The organism is Aliivibrio sp. A6, from assembly GCF_028765505.1.
In the GTDB taxonomy this organism is placed as follows: domain Bacteria; phylum Pseudomonadota; class Gammaproteobacteria; order Enterobacterales; family Vibrionaceae; genus Aliivibrio; species Aliivibrio finisterrensis_A.
Genome location: NZ_JARACR010000006.1, coordinates 76,369 through 92,152, shown reverse-complemented (window position 1 = coordinate 92,152; position 15,784 = coordinate 76,369). Strand labels below are relative to the sequence as shown.

At 40.4% G+C, this 15,784-nt stretch carries 13 protein-coding genes; 8 read left to right on the top strand and 5 right to left on the bottom strand.

The features are described 5' to 3' along the window. Nucleotides 1-6 precede the first annotated feature (6 nt). From PVK70_RS05760 to PVK70_RS05750, 3 genes are all read right to left on the bottom strand, one after another. Nucleotides 7-618, bottom strand: coding sequence for a TIGR04211 family SH3 domain-containing protein (locus PVK70_RS05760; RefSeq protein WP_130047152.1), 612 nt, complete (start codon nucleotides 616-618; stop codon nucleotides 7-9). A 174-nt stretch (nucleotides 619-792) separates the two neighbouring features. Beyond that, entirely contained in the window at nucleotides 793-2,073 is a 1,281-nt protein-coding gene (locus tag PVK70_RS05755; protein WP_130043935.1) for an inorganic phosphate transporter, read from the bottom strand. Between the two features lie 27 nt (nucleotides 2,074-2,100). After that, nucleotides 2,101-2,781, bottom strand: coding sequence for a TIGR00153 family protein (locus tag PVK70_RS05750; RefSeq protein WP_130043936.1), 681 nt, complete (start codon nucleotides 2,779-2,781; stop codon nucleotides 2,101-2,103). A gap of 188 nt (nucleotides 2,782-2,969) precedes the next feature. Between PVK70_RS05750 and PVK70_RS05745 the strand changes: the two genes are divergently transcribed. Continuing rightward, the gene (locus PVK70_RS05745) at nucleotides 2,970-4,487 is read left to right on the top strand and encodes a CYTH and CHAD domain-containing protein (RefSeq protein ID WP_130047151.1); all 1,518 of its coding nucleotides are present in this window, start codon (nucleotides 2,970-2,972) and stop codon (nucleotides 4,485-4,487) included. Between the two features lie 72 nt (nucleotides 4,488-4,559). Here the strand turns inward: PVK70_RS05745 and PVK70_RS05740 are convergent, their stop codons facing one another. Next, the gene (locus tag PVK70_RS05740) at nucleotides 4,560-5,321 is read right to left on the bottom strand and encodes an ion transporter (protein ID WP_130047150.1); all 762 of its coding nucleotides are present in this window, start codon (nucleotides 5,319-5,321) and stop codon (nucleotides 4,560-4,562) included. Nucleotides 5,322-5,434: 113 nt separating this feature from the next. On the opposite strand from PVK70_RS05740, the gene PVK70_RS05735 reads away from it, so the two are divergent. The 3 genes from PVK70_RS05735 to hldE all read left to right on the top strand — a co-directional run bounded on the left by PVK70_RS05735 (nucleotide 5,435) and on the right by hldE (nucleotide 11,607). Further along, a complete protein-coding gene (locus PVK70_RS05735; RefSeq protein ID WP_130047149.1) occupies nucleotides 5,435-7,036 on the top strand; it encodes a methyl-accepting chemotaxis protein in 1,602 nt (533 codons plus the stop codon). A 136-nt stretch (nucleotides 7,037-7,172) separates the two neighbouring features. Next, entirely contained in the window at nucleotides 7,173-10,037 is a 2,865-nt protein-coding gene (gene glnE, locus PVK70_RS05730; protein WP_130047148.1) for a bifunctional [glutamate--ammonia ligase]-adenylyl-L-tyrosine phosphorylase/[glutamate--ammonia-ligase] adenylyltransferase, read from the top strand. Nucleotides 10,038-10,176: 139 nt separating this feature from the next. Continuing rightward, entirely contained in the window at nucleotides 10,177-11,607 is a 1,431-nt protein-coding gene (gene hldE / locus PVK70_RS05725; RefSeq protein WP_130043941.1) for a bifunctional D-glycero-beta-D-manno-heptose-7-phosphate kinase/D-glycero-beta-D-manno-heptose 1-phosphate adenylyltransferase HldE, read from the top strand. A gap of 97 nt (nucleotides 11,608-11,704) precedes the next feature. Here hldE and tolC read toward each other — a convergent pair whose 3' ends face one another. Beyond that, the gene (tolC, locus tag PVK70_RS05720) at nucleotides 11,705-13,033 is read right to left on the bottom strand and encodes an outer membrane channel protein TolC (protein ID WP_130047147.1); all 1,329 of its coding nucleotides are present in this window, start codon (nucleotides 13,031-13,033) and stop codon (nucleotides 11,705-11,707) included. A 232-nt stretch (nucleotides 13,034-13,265) separates the two neighbouring features. On the opposite strand from tolC, the gene nudF reads away from it, so the two are divergent. From nudF to yqiA, 4 genes are read left to right on the top strand one after another with little or no spacing between them, the layout of a single operon-like run. Continuing rightward, nucleotides 13,266-13,904: an ADP-ribose diphosphatase gene (nudF, locus tag PVK70_RS05715; protein ID WP_130047146.1), complete on the top strand. Its 639-nt coding sequence runs from the start codon at nucleotides 13,266-13,268 to the stop codon at nucleotides 13,902-13,904. A 1-nt stretch (nucleotide 13,905) separates the two neighbouring features. Further along, complete coding sequence (locus PVK70_RS05710) at nucleotides 13,906-14,337, top strand: DUF1249 family protein (RefSeq protein ID WP_165366821.1); 432 nt, start codon at nucleotides 13,906-13,908, stop codon at nucleotides 14,335-14,337. Between the two features lie 15 nt (nucleotides 14,338-14,352). Next, on the top strand, nucleotides 14,353-15,177 hold the full coding sequence (cpdA, locus tag PVK70_RS05705) for a 3',5'-cyclic-AMP phosphodiesterase (protein ID WP_130047144.1): 825 nt from the start codon (nucleotides 14,353-14,355) through the stop codon (nucleotides 15,175-15,177). Continuing rightward, nucleotides 15,178-15,762, top strand: a complete 585-nt coding sequence (gene yqiA / locus PVK70_RS05700; protein ID WP_130047143.1) for an esterase YqiA — start codon at nucleotides 15,178-15,180, stop codon at nucleotides 15,760-15,762. It abuts the gene before it with no gap. Nucleotides 15,763-15,784: the final 22 nt, after the last annotated feature.

The window sequence follows — 15,784 nt, the reverse complement described above, 5'->3', positions numbered from 1 at the left end:
CGTCGATTAAGCCCAACCGTTTTGTTTTTTCTTACGGCTTGGGATCATGTGAGGAAGTAGAAGGCCAAATAACAGACCAATACCAGCAACGCCACCGCCATACATGAAGTACTTAAGTAATAAGTCTTCTTTTTGAGTATCTAGCTTAGCGCGTAGTTCACGAACTTCAGTTTGAGAACTCACTAGCTGATTGTTCACATCATTATAGGTTTTTTCTAGATTTTGAATTTGTTGATTACGTTGAGTCAAACTATCAGCAAGTCCTGCTTTTTCATCATTTGCCGCTTTACGAGCGTTAGCTAATTGCGCTTTAACTGAGGCAAGTTCAGCTTCAACTTTTGGTAAGCGTTCACCTAGACCTGCTTGGCGAGAAACAAATTTAGACTCAATCCAACCCTTACGGCCTTTAGTATCGACAATTTGAGTAAAGCCAGTGTTCTTATTTGCTGCTAGTTGAGTGATACGATCACCTGCATTCACACTACCAATGATTTTAAATTGATTACTTGGACCTGAGTGCATGTAGGTAAACAGGTTATCAGAAATATAACGAGTTTGAGCTTGTGCTGGCGCAGCAATAGCCCAAGCAAGTAGAATCAGGCTAATAAAATGCTTCACAATAATATTCCTTTGAAAAGTGGATCCTGAATCGCTTACGTAAAAAATTTATCTATGTATTAATCGCGATTCAAACGAAGGTATAGATACTAAAAATATTTGGGCCCAGATGCAAGAAAAGAGGAGATTTTACTCTCCTCTTTGTGCATTTGTTTCAAAATTGATTAGGCTTACTTAAGCGCCTATACCAAAGACAGCTTGCATTAGGTAATAGAAAACAACAGCTAATAGAGCACCAGCAGGCAGAGTAACAACCCAAGATGCTACGATGTTACGTACCACACCTAAGTTTAATGCGCCAATACCACGAGCAAAGCCCACACCCAATACCGCACCTACAAGAGTTTGCGTTGTTGAGATAGGAAGACCAGTGCCTGAAGCTAATACTACCGTTGATGCTGTTGCTAGTTGAGCAGCAAAACCACGACTTGGTGTTAGTTCAGTGATACCTGTACCTACGGTTGCCATTACTTTATGGCCTAATGTTGCAAGACCAACAACGATACCAATACCACCTAGAGGAAGGATCCACCAAGCAATTGTACTTTTCGTTGTGATTTCACCCATATGTTCAACGGTTGAAACAACAGCAGACAGTGGACCAATCGCGTTAGCAACATCGTTAGAGCCATGAGCAAATGCCATTGCACACGCAGTGATAACCATTAATGTACTGAAGATGCTTTCAACGCCAGTAAAACCACGGCTGTCTTTTTCATCATTTACTGTGTTTGCAAATTTACGAGAGATATAGATGTAACCACCAACCATAACTAAAGCAGACACACCAGCAGAGGCAACCCATGCTTCACCGTTACTTAAATGAAGACCAACGTGTTTTAGGCCTTTTTTGATAGTAACTAGAGCGATAACCATTGTCGTAATGAACATGTAAACAGGAACAAAACGCTTTGCATTCATGAGTGGTTTGTCAGTATCAAATATCAGTCGTTGAGCACTGATAAAGATCATATAAGCAAAGATACCAGAGATCAGTGGGGTAACTAGCCAGCTACCAACAATACCTTGTACTGAGCTCCAATCAACCGCTTCGGTACCCACAGCAACACACGCAAAACCGATGATTGCACCGATGATAGAGTGAGTTGTTGATACAGGCCAGCCCATGTAAGAGGCAAGCAATAACCAAGTACCAGCAGCAAGAAGGGCTGACATCATGCCGTAAACTAATACTTCAGGCTGATGAGCGAAAAGAGAGGTATCAATTACCCCTTTACGAATTGTATCTGTAACCTCGCCACCTGCAAGGTATGCCCCTGCAAATTCGAAGATCATAGCAATGATGATTGCTTGTTTTACTGTTAGTGCTTTAGACCCTACAGAGGTGCCCATTGCATTGGCAACATCATTTGCACCAATACCAATCGCCATAAGGAAGCCGAAGAAGGCCGCAACTAAAATTAGGGTCGTGCCGTAGTTAGCAAGAATATCCATTGTATTACCTGTTACTGAATCACAAACTTATGAGCGAGATAGCATTAGTTCTAAACGAGAACCAACACGCTGTGCTTGGTCGGCAATGCCGCCAACCCACTCAAGAATTTTATAAAGGAACATAACATCGATCGGATTGTACTTGTGTTCGATGCTCATGAGTTGCTGGCGCAGTTGAATTTGCAATTCATCAGTATCATCTTCAATGATATCTAATTTATTGATCATCTCAGCAACCAAAGTGACTTCACGTCCCTTAAAGCCGGTTTCTAATAGCTCGTCCAATTCGCTGATCACTTCTTGCGCTTGATTAGCCGCATCTAAACAACGTTGAACATAAGCTAAAAATGCATCCTGCATAGAGCTTGGAATTTCAAGTTGGCGACCAACAACGCGACCTGCGATGTCTTTAGCCAGGTTTGCAAGTTTATCTTGCTGAGTTAATAGACCGAGCATATCGGTACGATCAACAGGCATGAATAAACCACGAGGAAGTTTTAAACGAATTTCTCGTTTTAGTACGTCCGCTTCTTTCTCTAAATGAGAAATTTGTGCACGAAGTTCGTTCGCTTTTTCCCAATCACCTTTTGCACACGTTTCGAAAAACGGAACAAGCAGTGAGCAGCATTCATTGACACAAACAACGTGTCGCTGCAAAGGTTTCATTGGGGACTTTGCGAATAACCCCATAATAGTATTTACTGGCATGGTTTCTTAACCTATAAAACAAGTAGCACCTAATGGTGAATTGTTAGACGATGGCCATAAAGGCGCGAATGTTAACCCAATCCCACTATCAATAAAACTACTTTAGATCATGGTTTTGGCATTATTTCTAGCTTGATACCGGACAGTTTAAGCCATATCCTTGGAAAGACAACGGTTATGAGGTCATTATGGAAACTGAAATAGAACTAAAATTTTTTGTTTTTCCTGAGTTTGTAGACACCATTATAGACAAAATTTCAGGTGCAAGAGTCATAGAGCAGAGTTGTCTTCACTTAGGAAACATCTATTTTGATACTCCTGAGCAGCATCTTCGTAAGCATGATACCGGGCTTAGAATTCGACGCTTTAATGATGAGCGAGTGCAAACATTAAAGACAGCAGGGCGTGTTGTAGCCGGATTACATCAGCGACCAGAATACAATGCTGAGCATGATTCAGACACTCCAAATGTGCATTTACACCCTGAAGACGCATGGCCAAATGACATCGCTTTAGATGATCTCCAAGCACAACTGTATCCTTTATTCTCCACCAATTTTGTTCGTCAACAGTGGCTGGTTGCCATGCCTGATGGCAGTGAAATTGAATTGGCTTTTGATCAAGGAGAGGTTATTGCTGGCGATAAAACTACGCCAATTTGTGAAGTGGAGCTTGAACTTAAATCGGGTCAAACCGATGCATTATTTACACTTGCTAGAGATTTATGCAGCTCTGGTGGAATGCGTTTAGGTAACCAAAGTAAAGCGGCAAAAGGCTATCGTTTAGCCATGGATGCACCAGCAGATAATGTAAAACCGCTAACATTAGTAAGAACAGAATCAACAGACAGCGTTGAAACGTGTTTTGTTAATTCATTAGAACACGCATTATCGCACTGGCATTATCATGAGCAGATTTATATCGACACTCAAGATAAATTAGCATTACAAGAAATTCGTATTGCGATTGCCTTTTTACGACAAATCTTTTTAGTCTTTGGTGAAATGGTACCAAAACGTGCCAGTGAATTATTACGCCAAGAACTGAAATGGTTAGAGGATGAGTTACATTGGTTAGATGAATCAGAGCACCTTGCTTACTTAATTGAAGAAAAAGGGAATGTGCTGAGAAAACTGGATGCTCGTAAATTTCTTGTTGCAAGTTTAAAAGAGAGTGCAGCGAGTCTACCAAGCCAAGATGAAATGCTTTCTTTATTAATGTCAGCTCGCTACTGTGGTTTGTTGCTTGATTTGAGTCGTTGGATCTTAACGCGAGATTGGCAGCCATTTTTAGATGATAAGAAGCGTCAAATATTACAAGAATCTATTGATGGCCATTCAGGTACGTTATTAGATAGAACATGGGAAGCATTAGATTCAGCGTTTTCAACATCAAATCAGTTATTACCTACTGATTATTTTAAGCAAAAAATGCGTTTACGTCGAAATCTAATGACAGGAACCTGTTTTGCATTAATTTATGATGATGAGCGAAGAAAAGGCTTTCGCTTACCTTGGTTAGATCTATTACAAGGTATTGGTGATCTAATGAGTTTGGAGCCACTTCGTTCACGAGTGCAGTCGCTTGAAGATGAAGAAGAGCGAGAGCAACTACAGCGCTGGTTACTTCGCCAAGAACGATCGATCTTACATGCCATGGAACAAACTCGCAGAGCTGGGCTTGAATACCCCCCATACTGGCAATAGTATTTATATTACTCTTAATTGATTTAGATTAAGCGGTAAAAAGAAGAGAAGTTAGCAAGCAACCCTGTTTGATTACTTCTCTTTTTTATTTTCTATTTGTTCTAGTTTTTTTAGTATTTCACTTTGTTGTTGTAATAATAAGTGAAGCTTCTCATCCCGATCGTGTTTTTCTTTCTGCTCGTGTCGTCTTTGTTCTACTTTTGCAGGCTCTGTAATAATTGAGGTTATCAACCCCGAGATCATACCGAAGATGCCAACCCCAGATAAAATAATCAACACCGCTAGCACTTTCCCTGCAACAGTCACTGGATAATGGTCACCATAACCGACGGTTGATATTGTAACAAAGGCCCACCATATCGCATCTCCTGCGGTATGTATGTTTGCTTCAGGGTTTGATCCTTCAAACATCAACATAAAGACAGAACCCAAAGAAATAAGTGTCACCATTAATACTAAAATTGAAGCAATAGTGGCTTCTTTTCGATTTGACTGAATTTGTTTTAACAAAGATTGGCTAGAGCGAAGTAAACGGCATATACGTAAAATATGGAAAATCCTAGCGTAACGAATAGGTTCGATAATGGGGATGCTCGCAATAAAATCTATCCAGTGATCTTTTAAATACTGGCGACGGTGCTTACTGCGAAATAAATCAAGACTAAGCTGAAAGAGAAAGAGACCACATATAATAGTGTCGAGTGCGATTAGCATGGTGCGGCTGGTGTGATCTAGTGGTACGAACAGCAGGCTTGAGATCACAATTAGTGATAAAAAGGAAAGTATCAGTGACATTAAGCTCAAGGGTCTTAGGTCAATTTTGTTATGATTCATGTTAATTATTTATACCTATCCGTCGATACAATATTGATGCGCGTAGTTTTTGTGCAGATATCTATTTATCATGCACTAAAAAAATTGATTCTGAAAGCGAACAGGGAGTGAGGATGTCAACAATAACCTTTAAGCCATGGGAAAGATTGGTCACTGATATTAAATTGGTGCCAAAGTTAGTCATGTTAATGGTGTTTAGTACGGTTCTATTAGTAACAAAACAATTGTGGGATGCGAATAACTTTTACCAATCTGTTATTACTATTCAGAAAGAACGAGCACAAGAGTTAGCCATTGCTAATGCTGAATTAGTAAATCGTCTTTTAAATTATAACTCAGAAGGAAACGATTTAGTCGCTGAAGCAATCACCAGTCAATCAAAAGGCTGGAAAGACGGTAATTATATTTATGTGATTGATCGTAAAAGTGGTGAGGTTTTTGGGCATCAATCTATCCGTTCACTTTCTTCTTTTAATAATACACTGGATGATGGGGCCTCTTTGCAGCAGTTATTCCGTGGGTTGTCTTCTCAAAAAGCATATTCATTAAATGAGCATTCTCGTTTTGAATCGGCAGTAAAAGTTCCAAACCATGATTGGGTCGTTGTGGCTTCACAATCTTCAAATGTTGCTGAACAATATTATCAAGAGTATTTAACGCAAGTGATCTGGCAAACATTAGCGATGATCGTTTCTTTCATGGTTATTTTATTGAGCGCTTCAAGCATTATGCTGCGTCAAATGAAGTATTTAAATGCTTCAATGAAACAGATTGCCGCTCAAAATCTTTCAGAGCCTGTTGAGATGAACTGCAAAGATGAGTTTGGTGATTTGGCAAGAGAACTAAATAAAACACGATTACAGCTTAAATCTGTGGTTGAAACTCAGTTATCAGCATCTCAAGAGCTCGCTGGGTTGACGGAAATCATGACCATCAGTATGGAAGGAACAAAAGAAGCGGCTCAAGAAGAGTTTGCTGAAATTGATCAGCTAGCAACAGCCATGAGTGAAATGAATTCAACGGTTCAGAATGTGGCTGAGAATGCGCGTAATGCTTCTATTGGTACCGAGCAGGCACAAACTCAAGCAAAAGTAGGTCAAGAATTTGTTGAAGGTACGATAGTTAAGATCCAAGCATTATCGGGTGATATTGCTGCTTCTGCTGAGGTGGTTAATCAAGTAGAAGAAAGAGTGATGTCAATCAGCTCGGTGGTAGAAACGATTCGTGGTATCTCTGAGCAAACCAATTTACTTGCATTAAATGCAGCGATTGAAGCGGCTCGAGCAGGTGATGCAGGACGTGGTTTTGCTGTCGTTGCCGATGAAGTAAGAAACCTAGCACAAAGCACGCAAGGTGCTACGGTTGAAATTCAAGAGATGATCACTCAATTACAAAACAGTGCAAACCAAGCGGTTGAGTTGATGGAAAAAAGTGTGGTTGAAGCTGCGGAAGGTGTAGAGCTTGTAACTAATGCAGGCACAGAGTTAGACAGCATTGTTAATCAAGTAAACCATATTAATGAAATGAACTTCCAAATCGCAAGTGCAGCAGATCAGCAAAGTTCAGTAGCAGAAGAGATGGATCAAAACTTAACCAATGTTCGTGAATTGGTAGATGCGTCTGTTGTTGTGATGACAGAGCTAACCGAAACATCAGAAGAAATGCAGAAAAACGCAGAAGAGTTAGAAGCAAAAATGAAAGTCTTTAAACTTTAAGACAAACTAACTTAATTTAATTAACGCCTACACTCAGTTGTAGGCGTTTTTATTTGCGGCGAAAAACAAAATTTGGCACAGTATCAATAGTCTGATCGTACTTGGCGGTCATAAGGAATTTTCGATAAGGAATATCATGTCTTTGCCATCCTCATTAGCGTCATTAGCAGAACGTCGTCAACAAGAGTTAACTCATCTTTCCCATATACAGCAGTGGCCTAATACATTACAGGGGCAGCTCTCGATAGCTTTAGGGTGCAGTGATTTCCTGCATGAGGCATTTCAGCAAGACGAAGTATTATGCCAACGCTTCCCATCAATGTTTGAAGTGATTGATCGTAGTGAAGATTATCGTTCTCGATTACAAGAGTGTTTATCTCAATGTAATGACGAAAATACGTTGATGCGGGAGCTTCGCTATTTTAGACGACGTGAAATGGCCTATATCGCGTGGCGTGACTTCACGTTAGCCCATGAGAAGGAGGGCCATCATTGGTCTTTAGAAATCAGTTTATCTCATCTTTCTTTATTAGCTGAAGCTTTGATTGTCGAGTCATATCAATGGCTTTACAAGCAGGCGTGCATTGATTGGGGAACACCAAGAAACGCACAAGGTGAGGCGCAACCGATGTTGATTATAGGGATGGGGAAGCTAGGTGGTGGAGAATTAAACTTCTCATCAGATATTGATTTGATTTTCACCTATCCTGAAAATGGAGAAACCGAAGGCGCTCGTCGAAGTATAGCGAATGCACAATTCTTTACTCGCTTAGGTCAGAAGATCATTAAAGCATTAGATCAAACCACATTTGATGGCTTCTGTTATCGTGTTGATTTGCGTTTGCGCCCATTTGGGGAAAGTGGCCCATTAGTCATGAGCTATGCGGCGTTAGAAGATTACTATCAAGAACAAGGTCGCGATTGGGAACGCTACGCGATGATAAAAGCGCGAGTGATGGGCAAAGAAACTTACAGCCATTATCAAGAACTTCGCCAAATGTTACGCCCATTTGTTTTTCGTCGTTACATTGATTTTGGTGCAATCCAAGCCTTACGTCGAATGAAATCAATGATTACCACCGAAGTTCGTCGCCGTGGTTTGAATGATAATATTAAACTTGGTCCTGGTGGTATTCGAGAAGTTGAATTTATAGCTCAAGTATTTCAATTAATCCGTGGTGGCAGAGAGCCTTCTTTACGTGGTCGCGGGTTATTAGAAACGTTAGAAGCAATTAAAGAACTAGGCCAATTATCAATCCAAGAAGTTGAAAATTTAACCGTGGGTTATTGTTTCTTACGTCGTTTAGAAAACTTATTACAAGCAATTGGAGACAAGCAAACTCAGACATTGCCCATGGATGAAAGAGATCAATCCCGCTTGGCTTTTGCGATGGGAATGGCTAATTGGGATGAGCTATATAGCGCGATAGAAAAGCACATGAATAGTATACATTCTGTGTTTGAAAATTTGATTGGTCATGATGAAGAAGAGCAAGAAAATAGCATTGATAAGTCGTATGTCGAATTATGGGATATGGCACATAACCCTGAAGTGCTTGAGAGTATCTTACAAGAGTTGAATGCTGAACAAGCAGAGTCGCTCACTCGTCATATTATTGAGTTTAAAGGTGAACTTAAAAAGAAAACGCTAGGCCCAAGAGGGCGTGAAGCGATTATACATTTAATGCCCAAATTGTTCAGCATAGTGATTAGCCGAGAAGACGCAAGTGACACTTTGCCTCGATTAACGAAATTGATCCAAGCAATTGCCACAAGAACCACATACCTAGAATTGCTTGATGAGCACAATGGCGCATTACAACATTTAGTTCGTTTGTGTGCAGCAAGTCCAATGGTTGCTGAGCAACTGACTCGTTATCCGATATTGTTGGATGAACTATTGGATATTAATCAACTCTATAACCCAATTGAGTTGAGCCAATATAAAATTGAATTGAATGAATTTCTTGCCCGCATTCCTGAAGATGACATGGAACAGCAGATGGAGGCGCTACGTCAGTTTAAGCAGGTGTGTTTACTTAGAATTGCAGCCTCCGATATCGCGGGTGGTTTGTCATTAATGAAAGTAAGTGATCACTTAACCTACTTATCAGAAGCGATAGTTGAAGCGGTGGTTAATCAAGCCTGGTTACAAGTCACTGAAAAATTTGGTGAGCCAACGCACCTTGAAGGGCGAGACAGTAAAGGCTTTGCGGTAATTGGTTACGGTAAAGTTGGCGGCTGGGAGCTTGGTTATAATTCTGATCTTGATATCGTCTTCATGCATGATTGTGATGTGAATACCTATACCAATGGCAAAAAAGAGATTGATGGTCGTCAGTTTTATTTGCGATTAGCACAACGAATTATTCATATTTTCTCTGTGCGAACCCCTTCTGGAATTTTATATGAAGTCGATACACGTTTACGCCCATCAGGCGCATCGGGTTTATTGGTGAGCACCAGTGAAGCATTTGATGAATACCAAAGAGAAGAGGCATGGACATGGGAACACCAAGCTCTGGTTCGTGCTCGTATGATTTATGGGGATATGACGTTGCAGTCTGCATTTAATGCAACGCGTCATGATATTCTCTGCTTAGAGAGAGATGAACAAAAATTACAACAAGACGTTGTCGAGATGCGCGAGAAAATGCGAGATCATTTAGGCGGAAAGAAAGCAGGACGCTTTATGTTGAAGCAAGATACAGGTGGTATTACTGATATTGAGTTTTTAGCCCAATACTTAGTGTTAAATCACGCTAACCAAGCGCCAAAACTCACTCGATGGTCTGACAATGTTCGTATATTTGAAAGCTTTGCGGAGCAGGACGTCATGAGTGAGGAGTTATCTCAATCCTTAATTCATGCTTATTGCGTAATGAGAAATGAAATCCATCATCGCAATTTATTAGGTTTTGATGCCGATGTTGCCGATACAGGTTTTAATGAAGAGAGAAAAACAGTAGTAACTGCTTGGAATCAATGGTTTGGTGAGTAAGTTTTACTAAACCTAGAGTTTACTCTTTCTAAGTTGGCGCAGAACTTGCGTAAATGCTACCATTTATAGCAGATAATTTTGATAGATAGCACAAACCAATAATGGTAGATGATTTGCTGTTTATTACCCGGAGAAAAGAATGAAACCGACACTTCCTAATTACGAACAATCCGGTGTATTGATTGTTGGTGATGTAATGCTTGACCGCTATTGGGGTGGTCCAACGAATCGTATTTCACCAGAAGCACCAGTGCCTGTGGTTAAAGTAAATAATATTGAAGAGCGTCCTGGTGGTGCAGCAAACGTTGCCATGAATATTGCTGCGTTAGGCGGTAATGCTCATCTTGTTGGTCTTGTTGGGGATGATGAACCAGCAAAAGCATTAACAGCAACATTAGCGTCATTAAAAGTGCATTGTGATTTTGTTTCTCTTCCTGAGTTTCCAACGATTACCAAACTACGAGTGATGAGCCGTGGTCAACAGCTTATCCGTTTGGATTTCGAAGAAAGCTTCCATGATGTTCCTGCTGAGCCTTTAATCAGCCGTATGCAAGCTACGTTATCAAAAGTAAAAGCGGTTGTATTATCTGATTATGCAAAAGGGGCATTAGAGCACGTTCAGTTAATGATCCAAGAAGCACGCAAAGTAAATGTTCCTGTATTTATCGACCCTAAAGGCGCTGATTTTGAACGTTACCGTGGTGCAACATTATTAACACCAAACATGCTTGAATTTGAAACGGTTGTTGGCAAAGTAAAAGACGAAGACGATTTGGTTGCCAAAGGCCAACAGATTATCGAAGAATTTGATTTTGAAGCGTTACTTGTTACGCGTAGTGAGCATGGCATGACATTACTTCGTCGTAATATGGAGCCATTACATTTGCCTACTCAAGCTCGCGAAGTATTTGATGTGACGGGTGCTGGCGATACGGTTATTTCTGTTTTAGCTGCATCAGTATCAACAGGCAAACCACTTGATGAAGCGTGTGCATTAGCGAATGCAGCAGCAGGTGTAGTTGTTGGTAAACTGGGTACATCGACGCTATCAACCATTGAACTGGCAGAAGCGATTCACGGTAGCCAAGATTCTGGTTTTGGAATTATCAGTGAAGATGCTTTGGTTAATGCGGTAAAACAAGCTCGTGATCGTGGTGAAAGAGTAGTAATGACCAATGGTTGTTTTGATATTTTACATGCAGGTCATGTTTCTTATCTAAACCACGCAGCAGAACTAGGCGATCGCCTGATTGTAGCGGTTAACACTAACGAATCAGTACAGCGCTTGAAGGGCCCAGGTCGTCCTATCAACCCAACAGATCGTCGTATGGCGGTATTAGCAGGGCTAGGTGCGGTTGATTGGGTTGTTCCTTTCTCTGAAGATACACCTCAGCGTCTTATTTCTGAAGTATTGCCAACCTTACTTGTAAAAGGTGGTGACTACGCAATCGAAGACATTGCGGGTGGTGCAGAAGTGATTGCTGCTGGCGGTGAAGTGAAAGTATTAAACTTTGAAGATGGTTGTTCAACAACAGGCATTATTGAAGCAATTAAAGGCGGTCGCGGTTAATATCATCCGTAATGCATAAAAGAAAAGCCACATTATAGTAATGTGGCTTTTTTGTTTGTGCTATACCCATCATAAAATGTATACGATGGGTATTGGCTTATTTAGCTTGCGTGGTTTTGTTTGCTTTTAAACCCGCGTTAATATCCATGATATCTTGCTCGCTTAATGTACCAACCGCTTGTTTTAGCTGAAGGACACTTAAGATGTAGTCGTAACGAGCGTTTGCTAGGTTACGGTTTGCATCATACAAACGACGCGTTGAATCTAATACATCAACAATAGTACGTGTACCAACATCAAAACCTGCTTCTGTTGCTTCTAATGCTGATTTTGCCGAGATTACCGTTTGCTCGTACGCTTTTAATGCACCAATGGACGCATTGATGTTGTTGTTGTAAGCGCGAACATTTTTAGTTACATCACGGTAAGTCGCTTCTAAATCTTGACTTGCTGCAACGTATTGGAATTCTGCTTGGCTAGTTAATGAGCTTGTGTTGCCACCAGAGTAAAGTGGGATATACAAGTTAATACCTGCATTGATATCACTTGAGTCGTAATCGTTTGAGCCATTATTATATGTGCCACTTTGATCTGTATATTTATAACCCGCATCAAATGTTAATGATGGCATGTGACCAGAGCTTGCTAGAGAGATATTATCTTTTGCAACATCAGCACTGATACGAGCAGCCAATAGGCTTAAGTTCTTTTGTTGTGCTTCATCAATTAGGCTGTCAGAGCTTTGTGCTGAAGGGCTAGCAGAGAAGCGCTCAGTATCTAATACACTGAGTTTTGTGTGCCCTTGACCTGTTATAACACGAAGATCTTCATAGCTGTTTACTAATTGATTTTCTGTTAACACTTCATTTGCTAATACGCTGTCGTATTGTGCTTGTGCGTCATGAACATCGGTAATTGCAGATAAACCCACATCAAAACGTTGTTTTGTTTGCTCAAGTTGGCGACCAACCGCTGCTTTTTCTGCACGAACAAATTCAAGGCTATCGTTAGCGCGTAATACATCAAAGTAAGCTTGAGCAACACGTAAAATAACACCTTGTTGTTCTGCTGCATAAGCAGAGTCAGCTTGGCGAGCACTTTTTTCTGCTATATCTAAGCTAACCCAGCTCGATTGTTGGTAAAGCTCTTGAGATAAGCTGATGCCAGCGGTTAATCGGTCATTTTCATTTCGGTCTAGATCACTACGAACGATATTATAACCCGCAGTTAAATCAATCTGTGGCAATAGAGAACTTTGAGATGAATTCACTGCTTCAAAAGCGGCATCTTTAGTCGCAGCAGCTCTTAGAAGTTGAGGATCATTTTCTTTAGCTTGATTGTATACTTGCGCAAGGTCATCGGCAGCAGCTAAAGAGCTGAAACTACCTAATGCCATTCCAATTAAGAGTGGAAGCAGTTTTCTCATGGTGGTTTGTCCTGCAAAAATTGTTTTATATAATATAGTACATAGAGTGTACCTTAACTCTCAGTACTCTGGCTGTAAAGATTACGTTTTTTTACGTTTTATCGACTTCTGGTATCTTAATAATGTGGAAAGCATCTAAAAAAAATGTAAGCATTATCAAAAAAGTTGAGTTAAAAAATTGTTGCCGTCTTCAATGAGTGATAAAACTGAGCCACAAAATGCGGAGAGCAAAATGAATTCATCATCAAAAACACAATTAGAAAGCCAATTTAGTTCAGGTGATGTTGATATTTTGTCGAAAGTATCGCTCTACAATGGCTTTTTCAAAATGACAAAAGTGAGCTTTCGCCATCAACTATTTCAGGGTGGTTGGAGCGAGATAATCGAAAGGGAGTTGTTTGAGCGCGGGCATGCTGTAGCGTTACTGCCTTATGATCCGATAAGCGATAGTGTCGTGTTAATAGAGCAAATTCGAGTTGGTGCACTAGAATCTGATTCTCCTTGGCAGTATGAGATCGTTGCTGGAATGATAGATAAAGATCAAACCGCAGAGCAGGTAGCCATTCGAGAAGCCAACGAAGAAGCCGGTATTGACGTTTCTCATTTAGAGAAAATCTCTCATTTTTACCCCTCTTCTGGTGGCTGCACAGAGCAACTAGATGTATTTGTCGGTTGTGTTGATGCCTCTAAAGCGGTTGGTATTCATGGCTTAGAAGAAGAAAATGAAGACATTCGGGTTCATGTTGTGACCAGAGAAGAGGCTTACGCATTAGTGACTCGTGGCATAATTGAGAATGCTGCCTCAATTATTGCGCTTCAGTGGTTAGAATTAAATGTTTCGCGCTTACGATCACAGTGGAACACGCAATAACATGCGTAAATACCATGTAGATTTAGCAAGTTTGATGAGAGTGTATGAAACTAATTACGCTAAATTGGTGTCACTTTTACCAAAGAATGAAAAAATAGGTGCACTAACTCGTTATCAAGTTTGTCAGCAACAGTATCAGATCAAAGTTTTAGAAGTGACAGTATATACAACATTAGTTGAAGTTTATCAGATAGATGAGAAACCAATTTATCCACTTCCGAAGTTAACAGTAAGGCTTTATCATGATGCGAGAGTTGCAGAGGTGTGTGCGAGCCAGCAACTTGCCTACATTAAAGCGAAATACGATTACCCAAATGGGAAGATGCTTCAAAAAGATGAAAAGCATCAATTAAACCAGTTTTTAAGTGACTGGCTAACGTTTTGTTTGAAAAATGGGATAAGCCAAGAGCCCATTTTTTTAGAAAAGAATTAAAAGGTTGTAGCTATTTTGCTCTCGGAAACATTACTAAATAACGAAAACGGCCCAATTCGGTTGTTACAGATAACAGATACGCATTTGTTTGCGCCTGAAGATGGAGCGCTTCTTGGTGTACCTACATTAAAAAGTTTTCAAACTGTTGTTGAACAGGTGCAACAGCGTACGCCAAATTTTGATGCGATTATTGCAACGGGTGACATCTCTCAAGATCATACCGTGTCGTCATATCAACATTTTGTTGATGGAATTAAGCCATTAGTAAAGCCATGTTATTGGTTACCAGGTAATCATGACTATAAACCTAGTATGGGGGGAGTACTGCCATCCTCTCAAATCCAAGCTTGTGAGCATTTATTTATAGGTCAGCACTGGCAACTAATTATTCTGGATAGCCAAGTGGTAGGCGTGCCTCATGGGGCATTATCAAAAGAGCAATTAGCTTTACTTGATAGCGTGTTATCCCAAAATCCAGACCGTCATTCCTTAGTGCTATTACATCATCACCCACTGCCTGCGGGTAGTGCATGGCTTGATCAGCATCAGTTAAAAGACAATGATGAATTTTGGAGTGTCGTTGGTCAGCATGACAATGTCAGTGGCATTGTATGTGGCCATATTCACCAAGAACTTGACCGTATTGTTAATGGTGCCCGTTTACTTGCAACGCCTTCAACGTGTGTACAATTTCTTCCAGATTCAGATGATTTTGCCTTAGACTCACAAGCACCAGGCTGGAGAACATTGGATTTACTGCCTGATGGAAGAATTGAGACGCAAGTACACCGTTTAGAGAATTGTGATTTTTCTGCTGACAGTAATGCTGGAGGCTATTAAGTGAAAAAACCAAGCTTACTCTTATATATTCATGGTTTTAACAGCTCACCGTTATCCCATAAAGCGCAAGTCATGACTCGTTATTGTGAAGCGCAACGTCCAGACATTAAAGTGATAACACCTCGATTACCTTCTTATCCAAAAGAAGCCGCTCAGTATTTAACTCAACTGGTCGAAAAGTACCAAACTGACTACCAAATAGGTTTAGTTGGCAGTTCGCTAGGCGGGTATTTATCAACATGGTTAAACCATCGCTATGGATTAAAAGCGGTGTTAGTTAATCCAGCCGTGAAGCCTTATGAGTTGCTTGAGGATTATTTAGGAACTCAAGTGAACCCGTATACACAAGAAGAGTACTTCCTTGAAGAAAAACACATGAAAGAACTCTTTTCATTGCGTGTTGATTTGATTGATACCCCGAGCTCTTTGTGGTTATTACAGCAAGAAGGCGATGAAGTGCTTGATTATCGACAAGCGGTAGACAAATATTCAGCCTGTAAGCAAACAATAGAAAAAGACGGCGACCACAGTTTTGTTGATTTTGAGCGTTACCCTGAACAAATTATTCAATTTCTAAATTTATAGTTACCGTTTCTCTACGATAGAG

Bases quoted from the DNA above. Each gene is read 5' to 3' on its own strand.
- PVK70_RS05750 (WP_130043936.1), bottom strand. From the start codon at position 2,781: ATGCCAGTAAATACTATTATGGGGTTATTCGCAAAGTCCCCAATGAAA.
- PVK70_RS05710 (WP_165366821.1), top strand. From the start codon at position 13,906: ATGCGTAAATACCATGTAGATTTAGCAAGTTTGATGAGAGTGTATGAA.
- PVK70_RS05755 (WP_130043935.1), bottom strand. From the start codon at position 2,073: ATGGATATTCTTGCTAACTACGGCACGACCCTAATTTTAGTTGCGGCC.
- PVK70_RS05740 (WP_130047150.1), bottom strand. From the start codon at position 5,321: ATGAATCATAACAAAATTGACCTAAGACCCTTGAGCTTAATGTCACTG.
- hldE (WP_130043941.1), top strand. From the start codon at position 10,177: ATGAAACCGACACTTCCTAATTACGAACAATCCGGTGTATTGATTGTT.
- nudF (WP_130047146.1), top strand. From the start codon at position 13,266: ATGAATTCATCATCAAAAACACAATTAGAAAGCCAATTTAGTTCAGGT.
- PVK70_RS05735 (WP_130047149.1), top strand. From the start codon at position 5,435: ATGTCAACAATAACCTTTAAGCCATGGGAAAGATTGGTCACTGATATT.
- tolC (WP_130047147.1), bottom strand. From the start codon at position 13,033: ATGAGAAAACTGCTTCCACTCTTAATTGGAATGGCATTAGGTAGTTTC.
- PVK70_RS05745 (WP_130047151.1), top strand. From the start codon at position 2,970: ATGGAAACTGAAATAGAACTAAAATTTTTTGTTTTTCCTGAGTTTGTA.
- glnE (WP_130047148.1), top strand. From the start codon at position 7,173: ATGTCTTTGCCATCCTCATTAGCGTCATTAGCAGAACGTCGTCAACAA.